15 protein-coding genes are annotated in these 14094 nt (G+C 71.0%); 13 read left to right on the top strand and 2 right to left on the bottom strand.

Annotated features, from left to right (window positions below; genetic code table 11):
* Positions 1–2 precede the first annotated feature (2 nt).
* The 11 genes from ruvX to V6S66_RS08865 all read left to right on the top strand — a co-directional run bounded on the left by ruvX (position 3) and on the right by V6S66_RS08865 (position 9494).
* Positions 3–479 carry a Holliday junction resolvase RuvX gene (gene ruvX / locus V6S66_RS08915; protein ID WP_334206386.1) on the top strand — a complete coding sequence of 159 codons (477 nt, stop codon included), beginning with the start codon at positions 3–5 and terminating at the stop codon, positions 477–479.
* Positions 480–555: 76 nt separating this feature from the next.
* Complete coding sequence (gene mltG, locus V6S66_RS08910) at positions 556–1668, top strand: endolytic transglycosylase MltG (protein WP_334206385.1); 1113 nt, start codon at positions 556–558, stop codon at positions 1666–1668.
* Complete coding sequence (locus V6S66_RS08905) at positions 1668–2459, top strand: shikimate dehydrogenase (RefSeq protein WP_334207250.1); 792 nt, start codon at positions 1668–1670, stop codon at positions 2457–2459. Before mltG ends, V6S66_RS08905 begins: the two co-directional genes overlap by 1 nt.
* A 59-nt stretch (positions 2460–2518) precedes the next feature.
* Entirely contained in the window at positions 2519–3199 is a 681-nt protein-coding gene (locus V6S66_RS08900) for an A24 family peptidase (RefSeq protein ID WP_334206384.1), read from the top strand.
* A gap of 33 nt (positions 3200–3232) precedes the next feature.
* Positions 3233–4423, top strand: a complete 1191-nt coding sequence (gene aroC, locus V6S66_RS08895) for a chorismate synthase (protein ID WP_334206383.1) — start codon at positions 3233–3235, stop codon at positions 4421–4423.
* The gene (locus tag V6S66_RS08890) at positions 4420–4977 is read left to right on the top strand and encodes a shikimate kinase (RefSeq protein ID WP_334206382.1); all 558 of its coding nucleotides are present in this window, start codon (positions 4420–4422) and stop codon (positions 4975–4977) included. The genes aroC and V6S66_RS08890 overlap by 4 nt, the downstream gene beginning before the upstream one ends.
* Entirely contained in the window at positions 4974–6074 is a 1101-nt protein-coding gene (aroB, locus tag V6S66_RS08885; RefSeq protein ID WP_334206381.1) for a 3-dehydroquinate synthase, read from the top strand. Before V6S66_RS08890 ends, aroB begins: the two co-directional genes overlap by 4 nt.
* A gap of 20 nt (positions 6075–6094) precedes the next feature.
* Entirely contained in the window at positions 6095–7165 is a 1071-nt protein-coding gene (locus V6S66_RS08880) for a M24 family metallopeptidase (RefSeq protein WP_334206380.1), read from the top strand.
* Positions 7165–7728: an elongation factor P gene (gene efp, locus V6S66_RS08875; RefSeq protein ID WP_334206379.1), complete on the top strand. Its 564-nt coding sequence runs from the start codon at positions 7165–7167 to the stop codon at positions 7726–7728. The genes V6S66_RS08880 and efp overlap by 1 nt, the downstream gene beginning before the upstream one ends.
* A gap of 13 nt (positions 7729–7741) precedes the next feature.
* The gene (gene nusB, locus V6S66_RS08870) at positions 7742–8152 is read left to right on the top strand and encodes a transcription antitermination factor NusB (protein ID WP_334206378.1); all 411 of its coding nucleotides are present in this window, start codon (positions 7742–7744) and stop codon (positions 8150–8152) included.
* A 46-nt stretch (positions 8153–8198) separates the two neighbouring features.
* On the top strand, positions 8199–9494 hold the full coding sequence (locus tag V6S66_RS08865; protein ID WP_334206377.1) for a hypothetical protein: 1296 nt from the start codon (positions 8199–8201) through the stop codon (positions 9492–9494).
* Positions 9495–9498: 4 nt separating this feature from the next.
* Here V6S66_RS08865 and V6S66_RS08860 read toward each other — a convergent pair whose 3' ends face one another.
* A complete protein-coding gene (locus V6S66_RS08860) occupies positions 9499–10782 on the bottom strand; it encodes an HNH endonuclease (RefSeq protein ID WP_334206376.1) in 1284 nt (427 codons plus the stop codon).
* Between the two features lie 403 nt (positions 10783–11185).
* Here V6S66_RS08860 and V6S66_RS08855 point away from each other — a divergent pair, with 403 nt between their 5' ends.
* Positions 11186–13060, top strand: a complete 1875-nt coding sequence (locus V6S66_RS08855) for an acyltransferase family protein (protein WP_334206375.1) — start codon at positions 11186–11188, stop codon at positions 13058–13060.
* Here V6S66_RS08855 and V6S66_RS08850 read toward each other — a convergent pair.
* Positions 13050–13403 carry an SdpI family protein gene (locus tag V6S66_RS08850; protein WP_334206374.1) on the bottom strand — a complete coding sequence of 118 codons (354 nt, stop codon included), beginning with the start codon at positions 13401–13403 and terminating at the stop codon, positions 13050–13052. The genes V6S66_RS08855 and V6S66_RS08850 overlap by 11 nt on opposite strands.
* Before the next feature lie 40 nt (positions 13404–13443).
* Here V6S66_RS08850 and V6S66_RS08845 point away from each other — a divergent pair, with 40 nt between their 5' ends.
* Positions 13444–14079, top strand: coding sequence for a trimeric intracellular cation channel family protein (locus V6S66_RS08845; protein ID WP_334206373.1), 636 nt, complete (start codon positions 13444–13446; stop codon positions 14077–14079).
* Positions 14080–14094: the final 15 nt, after the last annotated feature.

Here is a 14094-nt window from a genome sequence, read left to right as displayed (position 1 = left end):
ACGTGCGCCGCGGACGTCGGCTGGGCGTCGACATCGGGTCGGCCCGCATCGGGGTCGCCACGTGTGACCCCGACGGGCTGATCGCCACGCCGGTCGAGACCGTCCCCGCCGGTACCGGGTCCGTCGCCCGCCTCGTCGCACTGGCCGACGAGTACGACGTCGTCGAGATCGTGGTGGGGCTTCCGTACTCGCTGTCCGGACGTGAGGGACCCGCTGCCGCCACGGTCCGTGAGGCCGTCGGCGCCCTGATGGCCGCCACGCCGCGACCGGTGCGACTGGTCGACGAACGCCTCAGCACGGTCACCGCGTCGCAGCAGCTCAGGGCCGGTGGCACCAAGGCGAAGAAGCAGCGACCCGTCATCGACCAAGCGGCAGCCGTGGTCATCTTGCAGAATGCGTTGGAGGGCGAGCGGATGCGGGGGACTCCGCCCGGCCACCTGATCGACCCGCCGAACGCCGTGAAGAAGGAGACGCCGTGACCGAGCGCCAGCGAGGGAAGCATGAGGTCGTCACGCCGTTGACGCCTGCCCTGACGTTCTTGCAGGCGGTGACGGCATGACCACCGACACCGGGCTCGACCTCGTCACCGGTGGCGAGCCCCCTCGCCCCGACCGCGGTCGACGGCGTGCCGAGAAGACGAAGCGCCCGTGGCGCGGTCTGGTCGTGCTCGTCGCGCTGCTCGCCCTGCTGGCCGGGGGTGGCTACTGGGCCTACGGGTGGGCGCAGGACCGGTTCGGAGCCGCCGAGGACTACAGCGGCGAGGGGACGGGCGAGGTCGTCGTGCAGGTCGAGTCGGGCGCGAGCTGGCGCAGCCTGTCGTACGACCTCGAGGACCAGGACGTCGTCAAGTCCGCCACGGCGTTCTACGAGGAGGCCCTCGACGATCCCGAGCAGGCGGTGCTGAAGGCCGGCTCGTACCAGATGCGGGAGAAGATGTCGGCGGCAGCGGCGTACCGCGCGCTCACCACCGAGATCGTGAACGCCGACGCCACGGTCGCGGTGCCGGAAGGTTCTCGGGTCGACGACATCGTCGCGTCGATCACGGAGCGGACCGAGATCCCGCAGGCCGACCTCGAGGCGGCGCTCGCGGACCCGGCAGCGATCGGACTGCCGGAGATCGCGGCCGGCAACCCGGAGGGGTACCTGTACCCCGCCACGTACACGGTCGATCCCGGCGAGACGGCCGTCTCGCTGCTCTCAAAGATGGTCGCAAAGACGCTGGAGGTCACGGCGGAGCTCGACATCGAGGGTCGGGCCGCGGATCTCGGCTACACGACCGAGGAGGTCCTGACGATCGCGAGCATCCTCGAGTACGAGGTCTCGAACGACGACTTCGCCCGGGGTGCCCGCGTCTTCTACAACCGGCTCGAGGAGGGCATGCCGCTCCAGATGGACTCCACGGTGCACTACATCAGCGGACGCAGCGGCGACGTGTTCACGACGCCTGAGGAGCGTGACTCCGACTCGCCCTACAACACGTACAAGTTCCCCGGGCTCCCTCCGGGGCCGATCGGCTCGCCCGGCGAGGCCGCCATCGAGGCCGCCCTGAACCCGGAGGACGGCGACTGGGTGTACTTCGTGGCCGATCCCGAGACGGGTGAGACGACCTTCTCGGTGTCCTACTCGGAGCACCAGCAGGCGTGCCGCGACGCCGGGTTCAGCTGCTGATGCGTTGCGCCGTGCTGGGCAGCCCGGTGGCCCACTCCTTGTCGCCGGTCATGCATCGCGCGGCGTACCTCGAGCTCGGGGTCGACTGGGACTACGAGGCGATCGAGGTCGGTGAGGACGAGCTGGCGCCGTTCCTGGACGGCCTCGACGACACCTGGCGTGGCCTCTCGGTCACCGCGCCGCTGAAGCGCCGGCTCGTGGCCCTGCTCGACGACGTCAGCGAGGACGCCGAGCTGCTGGGTGTTGCTAACACGGTGCTGCTCGGCGACGAGAGGATCGGCCACAACACCGACGTCCCGGGTGGCTTGAACGCCCTCCGGGAGGCGGGTGTCCACGACGTCGTCAGCGCACGCATCCTCGGGGGAGGGGCGACCGCTGCGTCCATGGCCCTGACCCTGTCCCGCCTCGGCGCCCGTCGGCTGGAGGTCGCGGTTCGTGACCCCGCGCGGGCGCTCGAGGTCGTCGACGTGGCCCACCGCTGCGGGATGGCGGTCGAGGTCACGTCGCTCACCGACCGCGAGCGCGGCGCCGTCGACGTCCTGGTCTCCACGATCCCGGCAGCGGTCGTCGACCCGCACCAGGCGCACCGTGCCGAGGCGGTCTTCGACGTCGTGTACGACCCGTGGCCCACTGCGCTGGCGTCCGAGGCGGAGTCGCGCGGCATCCCGGTCGTCAACGGGCTCGATCTGCTGGCCCACCAGGCGGCGTTGCAGGTGCATCTCATGACCGGTGGAACGGTTCGTCCGTCGCTGCTCCGCGGCGCCGCGGCGTTGGAGCTCGCCGCACGTTGACCAGAGCGACCTGGGGATGTCGAGCGGACGACGACCTTGGGCCCGGCTAGCCTCACCGGGTGGAGATCCTGCTCAGCGCGGTCGCAGCCGGTGTCATCGGTGCCCTCGGACCGTGGGTGATCGCTCGCGTGCCGGAGCCCGACGAGCCCGACGGCGACAAGCGCACGTACGCCGACATCGCCCGCCACCGCTGGCTGGCCCCGGTGCTGGCCGTCGTGGCCGCGATCTTCGCCGGTGCGGTCGCCTGGGGCACGGATGCGCCCGCGCTCATGCCGGCCTGGGTCCTGGTCAGCGGTGTGGGGGCGTGGCTCTCGTACGTCGACATCCGCACGCGGCTGTTGCCGTACGCGATCGTCGCACCGTTGTACCTCGCCACCTGGCTGCTGGTCGGCGTCGCGGCCCTGGTCGAGCAGGACGTGCAGATCTTCGTGCGCGCGCTCGTCGCGAACATCGTCGTCTACGTGATCTTCCGCGTGCTCTACGAGATCGGCCGCTTCTTCGGAGGTGCCCTCGGCTACGGCGACGTCCGGCTCGCGGCAGTGCTGTCGCTCGTGCTCGGTCCGCTCGGGGCTCAGGTCACGCTGGTGGGGATGTACGCCGGATTCCTCGTCGGAGCGGTGGCGGGCGGCGTGCTCTCCCTGGCCCGGCTGATCGACCGCAGCAGCTTCGCGTTCGGCCAGTACCTCGTGCTCGGGGCGGTCGTGGGCGCGGCCTGGGGGCCCACTCTGTACGGCTCGTGACGGCGCACCCGGCGGGCGTGGGAGAATCACGCCATGCTTCGTTGGTCCACCGCCGGTGAGTCACACGGCCCGGCGCTCGCCGCCCTGATCGAGGGTGTCCCTGCTGGGGTGTCCGTCACGTCCAAGGACATCGACGCGGCCCTCGCGCGCCGTCGTCTCGGCTACGGTCGGGGCGCCCGCATGTCGTTCGAGGCCGACGTCCTCGAGATCATCGGAGGGGTCCGACACGGCCTGACCCTCGGCAGCCCGATCGCCTTGCGCATCGGCAACTCGGAGTGGCCCAAGTGGGACCAGGTCATGGCCGCCGACCCGGTCGACCCCGAGGTGCTCGAAGGGCTCAAGCGCAACGCGCCCCTGACGCGACCGCGCCCCGGCCACGCCGATCTCGCCGGCATGCAGAAGTACGACTTCGACGAGGCGCGCCCGATCCTGGAGCGCGCCAGCGCCCGCGAGACCGCGGCACGCGTCGCCCTCGGCGAGATCGCGGCCCAGTTCGTCGAGCAGGCCACGGGAGCCACGATCGTGTCGCACGTCGTCGAGATCGGTACCGCGAAGGCGCCGGCCGGCCTCGTTCCCGCCAAGCGTGACGTCGACGCCCTCGACGCCGACCCGGTCCGGTGCTTCGACCCGGAGGCGAGCGCAGCGATGGTGGCCGAGATCGATCTGGCGCACAAGGACGGCGACACCCTGGGCGGCGTCGTCGAGGTCGCGGTCCACGGCCTGCCGCCGGGTCTCGGTTCGCACACCGCGTGGGACCGACGACTCGACTCCCGCCTCGCGGCCGCGCTCATGGGCATCCAGGCCATCAAGGGCGTCGAGGTCGGTGACGGCTTCGAGCTGGCCCGCACCCGTGGCTCGCTGGCCCACGACGAGATCATCCCGGGCGGTGAGACCGGCCTGGAGCACATCCGTCGTGCGTCCGGCCGGTCGGGCGGCACCGAGGGCGGCATGACGACGGGCGAGATCCTGCGGGTCCGAGCGGCGATGAAGCCGATCGCCACCGTGCCCCGCGCCCTGCGCACGATCGACGTCACGACGGGCGAGGAGACGCGCGCGCACCACCAGCGCTCGGACGTGTGCGCCGTGCCGGCCGCGGGCATCGTCGCCGAGGCCATGGTCGCTCTGGTGCTCGCCGAGGCGGTGCTGGAGAAGTTCGGTGGCGACTCGCTCGGCGAGACCCGGCGCAACGTCGACGGCTACCGCTCGAACCTGAGGTTCCGTTGAGCCCAGACCGGACCGGCGCGTCCGGACCGTTCCTCGTCCTGATCGGTGCTCCCGGAGCCGGGAAGACCACGGTCGGCACCCGGATCGCGGATCGGCTCGGACTCGAGCTGCGTGACACCGACGCCGATGTCGTCGCCGGTGCGGGCCGCGAGATCTCCGACATCTTCGTGACCGACGGCGAGCCGGCGTTCCGGGCCCTGGAGGAGGCGGCCGTGGCCACCGCTCTGGACGAGCACGAGGGCGTCCTGGCCCTCGGAGGGGGAGCGGTCCTGAGCGCGGCGACACGCGAGCGCCTGGCCGGCCACCGCGTCGTGCACCTCGAGGTCGGTCTGGCCGGCGCAGCCAGCCGGGTGGGCCTCAACGCGAGTCGGCCACTCCTGGTCGGCAACGTGCGTGGACGCCTCAAGGGCCTGCTCGACGAGCGCCGACCGATCTATACCTCCCTGGCCCGTTGGACCGTCGGCACGGACGACCGCACGGCCGACGAGGTCGCCGACCTCGTCCTGGAGCTCATCGGGGACGACCACGCGCAACGCATCGAGGAGACACCATGACGTCCGGTCCCATCGAGATCCGGGTCGCGACGGCGCAGCCGTACGACGTCGTGATCGGCCACGGCCTGCGTGACCGGGTGCTCGACCTCGTGGGACCCGACGCCGCGCGGGTCGCCATCATCCACGCGCCCAGCGTCGCCGACCGGGCCACGGCCCTGCGCATGCCGCTGGCCGACGCCGGCGTCGCGGTCCGTGTCATCGAGGTGCCGGACGCCGAGCAGGCCAAGACCGCCTCCGTGCTCACCGAGTGCTGGCGCGTCCTGGGCGAGGCCGGGTTCACCCGCTCCGACGTCGTGATCGGGCTCGGGGGCGGGGCCACGACCGACCTCGCCGGCTTCGTCGCCGCCACGTGGCTGCGCGGCGTGCGGTTCATCAACGTGCCCACGACGGTGCTCGGCATGGTCGACGCCGCGGTCGGCGGCAAGACCGGCATCAACACGGCCCAGGGCAAGAACCTCGTGGGCGCCTTCTACGAGCCGGTCGGCGTGCTCTGCGACCTCGACAGCCTCGTGACGCTCCCGACCCGCGAGGTCCGAAGCGGTCTCGCCGAGATCGTCAAGTGCGGCTTCATCGCCGATCCGTCGATCCTCGACCTGGTCGAGACCGACCCGCGCAGCGCGAGCGACGTCAGGTCCTCCGTCATGACCGAGCTCATCGCCAAGGGCATCGCGGTCAAGGCCTCGTCGGTCAAGGGAGACCTGCGCGAGGGAGGCGGCGCCGGCGGCACGATCGGGCGCGAGGCGCTCAACTACGGCCACACGCTCGGGCACGCGATCGAGCGGCACGAGGGCTACGCGATCCGTCACGGCGAGGCCATCAGTGTCGGCATGGTGTTCGTGGCCGAGCTCGCACGGGCTCAGGGACTCATCGACGACGACCTCGTCGATCGGCACCGGACCACGTTGGAGCTCGTGGGCCTGCCGACGGCGTACCGGGCCGACGCCTGGCCCGAGGTGCTCGACGCGATGCGCCTGGACAAGAAGACGCGTGGTTCGACGCTGCGTTTCGTCGTGCTCGACCGGCTGGCCTCGCCGAAGATCCTGCCGGTCACCGACGAGTACCTGCTGCGCGACGCCTACCGCGCCGTCAGCGCCTGAGCACGAAGGGCGAGGAATCGGTGACGACGGACTGGGGGAGTCGGCGCGACAGCGCCGCCGAGGCGCTGCGCGAGCTGGACGCCGACCGGCTGCTCGTGACCGACCTCGTCAACGTGCGGTACCTGAGCGGCTTCACGGGTTCCAACGGCGCCGTCGTCCTGTCGGCGGACGGCACGGCGGTGCTGGTCACCGACGGCCGGTACCGCGACCAGGGCGCAGCTGAGTGCCCGGGAGTCGAGATCCACGTCGCGCCGACCCTGCTCGCTCCCGCGGCCGCCCTGGCCCCGGGGGAGCGGTGGGCGGTCGAGACGCACGTCCTCACCGTCGACCAGCACGCGATCCTGGTCGAGGAGCTCGACCACCCGCCCCTCGCCGCCGGAGCGCTCGTGGAGCGCCTGCGCGAGGTCAAGGACGCTGCCGAGGTCGATCTGCTGCGACAGGCCTGCGCGATCTCGGTGGAGGCGCTGACCCAGACCTGGTCCGGCCCCCTCGTCGGCCGGACCGAGCTGGAGGTCGCCGTCGGGCTCGAGCGACTCATGGTCGACCTCGGTGCCGAGGCGCCGGGGTTCGACACGATCTGCGCGGCCGGCGAGCACTCCGCGATCCCGCACCACAGCCCCACCGACCGGCCCCTGGCGGACGGCGACCTGCTCAAGATCGACTTCGGGGCTCGCGTCGGCGGCTACCACGCCGACTGCACCCGCACGGTCGTGCTCGGTCGCGCTGCCGACTGGCAGCGGGAGATCCATGAGGCCGTCCGGCAGGCGCAGGCGCTGGGCGTCGACGGCCTCCGGGTCGGTCGCACGCCGGCCGAGATCGACGCCGCGGTGCGCAGTGATCTCGACGCCTCGGGGTGGCTCGACCACTTCACGACCGGTCTCGGACACGGGGTGGGGCTGCGGATCCACGAGGACCCGTTCTTCGGACCCACGCGCACCGGTAGACTGGTCGATCGCACTGTGCTCACGATGGAACCGGGTGTGTACCTGGTCGGTCGTGGCGGCGTGCGCATCGAAGACACCGTCTGCGTGACCCCGGGGGATCCCGAGGTCCTCACGCCGGCGCCCACCGACTTGTTGGAGATTGGCTGATGGCCACCACGAACGACCTGAAGAACGGCCTTGTGCTGAACATCGACGGACAGCTCTGGGCTGTCGTGGAGTTCCAGCACGTGAAGCCGGGCAAGGGTCCCGCCTTCGTCCGCACGAAGCTCAAGAACGTCGAGTCCGGCAAGGTCGTCGACAAGACGTTCAACGCCGGCACGAAGGTCGAGACGGCCTCGGTCGACAAGCGCGACATGCAGTACCTGTACAACGACGGCTCGTCGTACGTCTTCATGGACATCCAGACGTACGACCAGCTCGAGATCGCTCCCGCGCAGATGGGCACGGCGGTCGACTACATCCTCGAGAACACCAACGCCGTGGTGGCCACGAACGAGGGCCGCGTCCTCTACGTCGAGCTCCCGCTGTCGGTCGAGCTCACCGTGCAGCACACCGACCCGGGCCTGCAGGGCGACCGCTCCTCGGGCGGCACCAAGCCCGCCACGCTGGAGACCGGCAAGGAGATCCAGGTCCCGCTGTTCCTGGAGACCGGCGAGAAGATCAAGGTCGACACCCGCGACGGCAGCTACCTCGGCCGCGTCAAGTCATGACGGGTGGTCACTGATGGGAGCGCGCACCAAGTACCGCAAGCGCGCGCTCGACATCCTCTTCGAGTCCGAGCTGCAGAGCCTGTCGATGGGCGGCTCGCTGGCGGAGCGTCTCGTGACGAACCACCCGCCGATCAACGCGTACACGGTCACGCTCGTCGAGGGCGTGGCTGAGAACCAGACGCACATCGACGAGCTCCTCGCGGAGCACTCGCGCGGCTGGACGCTGGACCGCATGCCCGGCGTCGACCGCAACCTGCTGCGCCTCGGCACGTACGAGATCCTCTTCGCCGAGGACGTCCCCGACGCCGTCGCCGTCAGCGAGGCCGTCGACCTGGCCCGTGAGCTCAGCACCGACGACTCGCCGTCCTTCGTGGCCGGCGTGCTCGGCGCGATCATCGAGGGCAAGGCCAAGCAGGACGCGTAGGGCCATTTTCCGGCGGTGTGGCACGGTCCTCGCCTAACATCGCCGGGTGCGCGACGCCTTGACTCCGGACTTCGGTCGGCTCTGGTCGCGTCGGATACCGGCTCCGGTGCTGGCCGTGGGTCCGGCGGCGACGTTGGCGCTGATGTTGTTCCTGACATGGGACGACATCCCTGACAGCACCTCGACCATCGCGGAGCTCACGTCCTGGGACTGGACCGTGAGCTCGTTCGTGTTCGGGGTCATGGTGGTCCTGTTGGTGACGGCGTGGCTCGCACCGCGGATCATCGGGTGGCTCGTGCTCGTCGCGATCTCGCCTCCCGTCTTCGGACCGACCGAGTCCCTGCTGGCCCAGCTGCTCTGGATCCCGTGGGCCTCGATTCTCGTCGCGGACGTGCACCATCGCTGGCGTCAGCAGACCGCGCACGACGACCGCTTCCGCGCGCTGTCGCGGCCGACGACCTCGGTCGTGCCGCGACGTCCGCTGAACGAGCCGGGGCGGGTCGTGATCAGCGCCGTTCTCATCGCGGGCGCGTTGGGGCTGGCCGTGAGCTGGGTACTGCTGTGGCCCGAGCTGCGTGCCTCCGAGGCGAGGTCCGTCACGGCACCGGCGACGGTCACGGCAGTCGAGGACGGGTGGATCGTGGCTGACGTCGATGGAAAGACGTGGGACCTCTGGGTCGAGGACTCCGACGACTACGTGGTGGGCGAGTCCTATCCGGTGCACGTTGATCCGGAGGGACGGTTCCAGCCGTGGAACGACTATGACGTCGACCAGGGGTACAGCGCGTTCCGAATCGATGCCGCGGGCGTCGTGGCGGGCGTCGCGCTGCTGTTCGTGGTGTTGCCGCGAGTGCGACGCAGAGACTCGGTGTTCGCAGGTGGCCGCGCGGCACTGCGGTGCGTCGTGAGGCCGGGCCCCGGCGGCCGAGGGCTCGAGATCCTCTCGGTGCCATCGACAGCGGCGGTATCCCGTGATCACGACTCTGCCGTCGCCTGGATCCCGTCGACGTGGCACGCTGAGTCGTCCCGTGACTACTCGGGGCGTCAATACGTCTCGAGGGTGGGGACGTGGATCCTGAACGTGATCATGTTCGTCGTCGATGGCGCCGAGTTCGGCGGAGGCGGTCATGACTCTGAGGCCCGCCCGGGTTGGCGCGACCTGTCCCCTCCGCCCTGGGACGCGCGTGTCCGGGGGATGAGCCGAGATGGCACCTGCCCGGTGGTGGAGCTGCTGGGAGAGAACGGCAGCGTGGTGGCGACCCACGTGGCAACCCGACCGGTGCGAGGTCCGGCGGGTCGATTGTCGTGGTGGGGTGAGCGCTGGCGAGCATCGTTCGGTTGAGCCCTCAGGCGCGGAGTGGGTACTCGGGCTCGCGGATGTCTTGGGCTGCCTTGCGGATGCGGCGTAGGTGTTGGCGGGTGGTGCGGCGTTGGGTGAGGTCGACCGGTCGGCCGTCGCGGGTGGCGAGGTCGAACTTGCCTTGTCCGAGGGCTTCGATGACGAGGAGCCCGCGGTGGACCAGCGAATGACAGTTGCTGCAGATGCCGATGAGTCCGTCGAGGTCGGTGCGGCCGCCGTTGGACCACCAGGTGGTGTGGTGGATCTCGAGGTGGGTGTGGGTGCAGCCGGGTGCGGCGCAGACGCCGTGCTGGCGGGCGATGACGGCTTTGCGCTGAGCCGGGGTGGCCAACCGGATGGTGTCGCCGACGTTGAGGACCTGCGCCTGCTCGACGTCATCGTCGGACGTGAGGATGGGGGTGGTGTCGCCGGTGCAGGCGAGGTAGGAGAGGAGCTGGGGTCCGATGGGGCCGAACCCAGCCAGCTCTGCGGGTTCACCGACCGGCTTCGCCTGACCGGGTTCGGCGGTCATGGCCTCGTGGAGGGTCTCGACGCCGACGATGACCGACAGCTGCGGGCGGATGCCCTTGCTGGACGGCAAGCCTGATTCGAGCACCGACGACAACAGCCGGTCGAACCCGGCGACACGGCGTTCTGCGCTGGTGCGGTCGTCGTTGGCTTGGGTCGGGATCGACAACGACTCCAGTACCGCCTTGAGCTTGGCGCCGGTCTCGGTCTTCAGGAAGCCGGACAGGTGCCAACCCTCCGGCACGGGCGAGAGCTGGATGTCTTCCTTGGCCATCCCCTTGATCCAGTCCTCGTCCAACGCGTCGGGGTAGACGGCGTCGCGTAGCGCGCGGATCACGCGGCGCAGCTGCACCGGTTCGTGAGTTGTCGCGACGGCCAGAAGCCACGGCTCGGCATCAGAAACGACCTTCTGGCCGATGTGCTTGAGCCCGAACGTGAAGAGCCTGACGTGGTCGAGGCGCACCGCACCCTCAGCGGCGGCGTCACCGACGGCGGGGAGCTCGCGCATGGTGTGGTCGGCGTCGATCAGGCTGCGGGTCTGGCGGGCGTCGAGACGCAGGTGCTGGCGCGCCCAGGTGGTGACGGTGGAGGCACCGTCGAGCTCGTACTCCGCCGACTTCTCGAGCTCGGCCAGGTGGTGGGCCTTCGCGGCGTCGAGCGCGTCTTGCGCGGTCTGGATCGCGACCAGAGCGGACCGGTGGTCGGCCGAGGTGACGGCGTGCGCGGCGGTTCGCAGCGCCTGCACCGTGGGACCCGAGACCATGTCTCGAGTGTACTCGAACAGATGTTCGAGAGCAAGGCCCCCGGGCAAGGAATCTGCTGGAATGACAGCGCATTCTGACCGGAGCACCTGTCACTTGCGCCGGGCCCCGAGCCATGGCTTTCGGTCTCCAGCCGCTTGTCCGCCAAGACCGCTCGAGGTCAGCCGCCCAGCCTTTCGAGGCTCACGCCCCAGGGGGCGTTCACACCTCAAGGAACGGGAGGTGGGGAACGGGGAGGCGGGGGACAGGCTCGTCACCCCTCAGCGAGCGGGATCCGCGGCGACACGACGAGGATCACGTCGGTCAAAGGTGAATCGGAGTTGCGCCCCGTGTTTGGATGCTTCTCGTGCCTGTTTCACCCCTGCCTCGCCCCGAGCGGCACGCCGTGCCGCTGGAGGACATGGCGTGACCGCGGTCCTCGCGGAGAAGAAGGCCCCGGACACCCCAGACACCCCGGTGCCGCCTCCGCCGCGTTCCCACCTGGCCGGCCTGGACGGCCTGCGTGGCGTCGCCGTGCTGCTGGTCGTGGTCTACCACGCCCTGCCCGAGCGGCTGCCCGGCGGATTCGTCGGCGTCGATGTGTTCTTCGTGCTGAGCGGGTTCCTCATCACGGCCCTGCTGCTGCGTGAGAAGGAGCGCACCGGCACGGTGCGACTGCGGAGCTTCTGGGTGCGCCGGATCCGGCGGCTCGTCCCGGCGCTCGTCGTGATGCTGATCCTCGTGTCGGCCGCGACGCTCACCGTCGGTCACGAGACAGGGTCAGGTCTGCGGAGCCAGGTCGCGGGTGCGCTCACCTGGACCAGCAACTGGGTCCAGATCCACCAGGGCTGGTCCTACTCCGACCAGCACCTTCCGCCCCTGCTGAACCATCTCTGGTCGCTCGGGATCGAGGAGCAGTTCTACCTGCTGTGGCCGCTCCTGCTGCTGGCTGCCCTCGTGGTGCTGAAGCGTCGCGTGTCGCTCCACCTCGTGGTGGCGCTGGCGCTGGCGTCGGTCGCCCTGATGGCGTTCTGGTACCGGGGCGGCGACCCCAACCGGGCCTACATGGGGCTCGACTCGCACGCCTTCGGGCTCCTCCTCGGCGCCGCCCTGGCGCTGAGCGCGGCCCCTCACCTGATCGGCCGCGCCAACACTGATCCCGTCGACCCCGACTCCGTCGACGCCGCGGCGAGCACCGCGACGCGGCGGCGGACGTTGCTCGGCCTGCTGGGCCTCGCGGGGGTCCTGACCTTCGCCGCCTTCGTCCCCTGGAACAGTGACGCCAACTTCCTCGGCGGCCTCGGCCTCGTCTCGCTCGCGTCGGTCGCGGTGATCCACGCGGCGGCCAATCCTGGACCGGTCGCGAGGGTGCTCGGCTGGGCGCCGCTGCGGTGGTTGGGGGAGCGCTCATACGGGCTATACCTGTGGCACTGGCCGCTCATCGTGTTCGCCGTGCGTCTGGCCCCGCCCACCGAGGCCGAGCTGGCCGGGAGCCTCGCCGTGGTGATCGCCGTCGTCCTGGCGGCGATCTCCTACCGGTGGGTCGAGGTGCCGATGTGCCGCGACGGCATCGGTGCGACCCTGCGCCGCTGGAGGGCGGACCTTCGCGACCGCAGGGCCCGGCGACCACGGATCGTCGCGACGGCCTCGGCGTTCGCCGTCGTGCTCGCCGGTGCTGCGGTGTGGCAGGCGCCGGCGGAGTCCGACGTCGAGAACATGCTGCGGGTCGGCCAGGAGGTCGTGATCGACTCCGCCGACGACATCGAGTCCAGGCCCGAGCCGGTCCCCGAGCCCACCGCGTCGGCCCGAGCGTGCCAGCCCGTGGCCGAGGGCTCGCCCGTCACGGCCTTCGGCGACTCGGTGACGGTCGCGGTCGCCCCCGTGCTGATGGGGCGTCGGCCGGGCTCGGTCGCCATCGCGACGGTCGGCTGGCAGTACGGCGACGTCGCCACGGCCCTGCGTCAGGTGGCGGCCGCCGGTCAGCTGCAGCCGACCGTCGTCATCGCGACGGGCACCAACGGCACGATCGACGCTGCCGATCTGGAGAGCCTCGTGTCGAACGAGCTCGCGGGCCGGCAGGTGGCCCTCGTGACCCCGTCGGTCCCGGGCCGCTCGTGGTCGGACCAAGCGGTCCAGGCGATCCACCAGGTGGCTGCGGCCCACGACAACGTGCGCCTGGTCGACTGGAACGGTCTGGCCGTCCAGCACCCGGAACTCACGGCCTCCGACCGGGTGCACCCCAACGCGCAGGGCCAGAACGTCTTCAACGACGTCCTGAGCCAGGCGCTCGTCAGCTGCTAGTGCTCCGTGCCGCGCGGGCGGCTCGGAGCGTCGCGACGACGAGCAGGACCACCAGCGCGACGTAGCCGACCGCCACGGCCGGGCCGGCGAGCCAGGAGCCGGCGATCGCCAGGACGGTTCCAGTCACCCCCGTGGCGCCGCTCGACCATGCGGCGACGCCGAGCGGCCCAGCAGCCGCGCGATGGCCCGCGTGCCACGCGTCGTCGGACGCCATCGTCGCGCGGGTCCGGATGCCGATCAGCGAGTTCCGCTCCAGGCCGTCGCCCCGTGACGCATGGGCCGTCCAGCCGAGGAGGAGCCCGAGCGAGACCAGCGACGCAGCGGGCAGGACCAGTGCTTCCACCTCGTCGACGCTACCGGCGGGGTCGACTACCGTGCGGGGCGTGCCGGACATCGACGCCTTCGCGGGGCTGCAGCTGGTGGGCCTCGTCGCGTTCGCGCTCTCCGGCGCGGCCGTCGCGGTGCGTGCGGGCATGGACTGGCTCGGCATCGTCGTCCTCGCCACGATCACGTCGATCGGGGGCGGGACCATCCGCGACCTGCTGATCGGCGACGGTGTGGGCTGGGTGGTCGAGCCCTGGCCCATCTGGGTCGCGCTCGCAACCTCGGCCGTCGTCATCGGCGTCTCGCACTGGAGCCCGCAGCACGAGCCGGACAGTCTGCGCGTCGTCCTGGTCGCCGACGCGGCGGGCCTGGCGGTCTTCACGGTCCTCGGCACGACCCTGGCCCTGTCCGCCGGCGTGGAGCGCGACGTCGCCGTGCTGCTCGGTGTCGTCACGGGCGTGGGCGGCGGCGTGATCCGGGACGTCCTCGCCGGGCAGCGTCCACTGGTGCTGGTGGGCCAGGTCTACGCCCTCACGGCGATCGCCGGCTCGGTCCTGTTCGTCGCCCTCGACGCTGCCGATCTCGACCGCGACCTCGCCCGGTGGTCGGCCGTCGCGGTCACGTTCGTGCTCCGCGTGCTGGCCATCCGGTTCGACTGGACGTTGCCGCGACCGGGCGCTCGGCCACGACCTTGACTGCGCGTCGCGAGC

This window comes from Aeromicrobium sp. Sec7.5 (assembly GCF_036867135.1).
Taxonomy (GTDB): domain Bacteria; phylum Actinomycetota; class Actinomycetes; order Propionibacteriales; family Nocardioidaceae; genus Aeromicrobium.
Note: the sequence above shows the minus strand (reverse complement) of the source record. Positions and strands in the feature narration are given on the sequence as shown.